We start from the raw sequence: 1,749 nt of genomic DNA, 5'->3' as shown, positions 1-1,749 counted from the left end.
CCGCCAGCGCGGGGACGGGGGGGGCGCGACGCGGGGCGGCGCCGGGCGGGGGGGGGGGGGGGGGGGGGGGGCGTGCCTGGCGCGGACCCGGCCGGGGGGTTGGCGGGGGCGCGCGGCGGCGCCGGCGGGGCCGCCGACCGGCTCCGCCCCCACGCGTAACCGGCGCACGCGCGCGTAGTGCGTCCCCCGGGCCGCTGGTTCGGTCCTTCTCACCGCACCAGCCGGGCGGTCGCGACGTGCACGTCGAAGCCGCACGGGACGCGCCCCTGGGGCGTGGCGAGTTCCCGGGCGGCGTGGCAGAACGCGGTGCGCAGCGCCCCGACCGTGCCCGGGGCGAGCGGGCCGAGGTCGTAGACGCCGGAGACGGCCGCCCACACCTCCTCGACCGAGCCGCTCAGATCGATCGGCACCGTCTCCCAGGCGACCGGCGCGAACCCGGCGGGCCCGAGCAGCCCGTCGAGCCCCTCGCGGCTGCGGGTCCTGCGGTCGCCCAGCTTCGGGATGTGCCGCGCGGCGGGCACGGTGCGGACCGTCTGCCTGAGCAGTTCGACGAAGAGTTCGTACGCCTCACCGCCGACGGCGCCACCCCCGATGGCGCAGGCCAGTACGCCACCGGGCGCCAGCACCCGGGCCACTTCCGCCACCACCTGTTCGACCTCGCCCATCAGCATCAGGGCCAGGTGGCTGACGCAGGCGTCGAAGCCGTCGGTGGCGCAGGGCAGCGTCTGGGCCCGGGCCTCGATCAGGGCCGTCGCGGCGGCGGCCGGGCGGCGGCGTGCCAGGGCCAACGCCTGGGGTGACAGGTCCACGCCGACGATCCGCCGCCCGGCGGTGCGGGCCAGGAGTTCCACCAACAGGCCGTCCCCGCAGCCGAGGTCGAGCACTCTGTTCCGGCCGGCGACCCGGTCGCACAGGATCTGGTAGCTGGACCGGCCGTCCGGGGCCCGGCCGGCGCCGAGCGCGTCCGCGGTCACGGCCGGATGCGCGGCGTGGTAGGCCCGCAGGAACGCCTCTTGCTCCGCGGTCGTGGTGCGTGCCGTGGTCGTCATGGCAGCGAACCTACGGGCTCCGGCCGGCCACGGCCCCGGCTCCTGCACCACCGCCGGCAACCGGCACCCGGTACCCGGCGTCCGGCCGCCGCCGGCTCGTAGCTCGCCTGCTCGATCGGGCGATCGGGGGGCCGGACGATCGGTCTTCGACGCGTACGGGACGGGGCAGGACGGGACGGGCCGCGCTGCGGAGGCGCGGGGTCAGCCGTCCGGGTCGGGGCGGCGGTGTCGGCCGCGGGTGGGGGCCACCCGGAACATCGCACGGCGCAGCCGACCGAAGAGGACCGCCCGCCCGGCCATCACCAGGCACAGTCCCGCGGCGCCGCCGCCGACGGCCATGCCCACCTGTGCCAGCCAACCGATGCCGCGGTCCTCCGCCCAGGTCGCCACGCCCGCACCGACCCCGAACAGGAGCAGGCACAGAAGACTCAGCAGGGCGTAGATCCATCGCGACAGCACCCGGAGACTGTCGCACGCCACCGGTCGGCGGTGAGGCAGGGGGGTATCCGACATGTCGCCCACCGCGGCCGGGCCCCGCCCCCGCCCCGGGGCCGCCCCCCCCCGGGGGCGGGGGCCGGGGGGCCCCCCCCCGGGGGGGCGGGGGCCGCGCCCCCGGCCCCCCCCACGCCCCTCGGCGACCCGATCGAGGCACAGGCACTGCTGGCCACCTACGGCCAGGGCCGTCCCGAGGGCCGGCCGT

At 78.7% G+C, this 1,749-nt stretch carries 2 protein-coding genes; both read right to left on the bottom strand.

Going from position 1 to position 1,749, the window contains the following annotated elements:
• Positions 1-209: 209 nt before the first annotated feature.
• A complete protein-coding gene (locus AAHZ94_RS33640) occupies positions 210-1,049 on the bottom strand; it encodes a class I SAM-dependent methyltransferase (RefSeq protein ID WP_349997489.1) in 840 nt (279 codons plus the stop codon).
• A gap of 201 nt (positions 1,050-1,250) precedes the next feature.
• On the bottom strand, positions 1,251-1,508 hold the full coding sequence (locus AAHZ94_RS33635; protein ID WP_349997488.1) for a hypothetical protein: 258 nt from the start codon (positions 1,506-1,508) through the stop codon (positions 1,251-1,253).
• Between the last annotated feature and the right edge of the window lie 241 nt (positions 1,509-1,749).

It is taken from the genome of Streptomyces sp. HSW2009 (assembly GCF_040240285.1).
Classification (GTDB): Bacteria; Actinomycetota; Actinomycetes; order Streptomycetales; family Streptomycetaceae; genus Streptomyces.
Note: the sequence above shows the minus strand (reverse complement) of the source record. Positions and strands in the feature narration are given on the sequence as shown.